A 786-nucleotide genomic window follows, 5' to 3' on the forward strand; every position below is an offset into this window, starting at 1 on the left:
CTGCCGGTGCCGGCCGTCTCCGGCGCGCGGCTGCTGGCCTGGACCGGCGGCGCGGTGACCCTGCTCGGCGTCGTCATGCTGCTGGTGCTGGCCGCCTCGCGCGGCTGGTTCGCGCCGCCGCTGCGGGTCGGCGGAGGGGCGCTGCTCGGGCTGGCGCTGATCGGGCTGGCCGGGTGGCTGCACCACAGGCCGACGGCCCGCACGGGTGCGCAGGCCGTCGCCGCGACCGGCTTCGCCACCCTCTACCTGGTGGTCGCCGCGGCCACCGCGCTCTACGGCTACCTGACCGCGCCGCCCGCGCTGGCGGTGGCGCTCGTGGTCGCCGGTGCCGGGCTCGGCGTCGCCGACCGCTGGCGCTCGCAGCCGCTCGGCTGCGGAGTGGTCCTCGGCGCCGCGCTGCTCGCACCCGCGCTGACCGGCGACTGGCTGCTCATCGCGCTGGTGCTGGCGCTGCAGCTGGCCGCCCTGCCGGTGGTGCTGCGCCGCGGCTGGCCGGTCCTCATGGTGCTCTCGGCCGCGCCGCCGGTGTTCTACGGCGCGTTGCTCGCCCGCACCACCGTCGATCCCGACGCGCCCACGCTCGCCGCACTCGTGGGGGTGCTGGTGGTCGGGTTGGCCACGGCGGTGCCGGCGGCCCGGCTGCTGCCCGCCGAGCCGTTCGCGCGGCAGGCGGTGGCCGTCCTCGTCGCGGCGTCGGTGCTCCCGGTCGCCGTCGTGGCCCCGGTGACCGGTGGCCCGGGCGGGGCGGCCCTTGCCGGCGGGGCGGCGCTGGCGCTGGGGGCGGTG

General features: G+C 79.6%; 1 protein-coding gene. It reads left to right on the forward strand.

The window, feature by feature from the left end; genetic code table 11:
- On the forward strand, positions 1-786 hold a 786-nt coding region (locus tag KIK08_RS39300), incomplete at both ends, for a DUF2339 domain-containing protein (RefSeq protein ID WP_214408370.1).

Source organism: Pseudonocardia lacus, assembly GCF_018531445.1.
Taxonomy (GTDB): Bacteria; Actinomycetota; Actinomycetes; order Mycobacteriales; family Pseudonocardiaceae; genus Pseudonocardia; species Pseudonocardia lacus.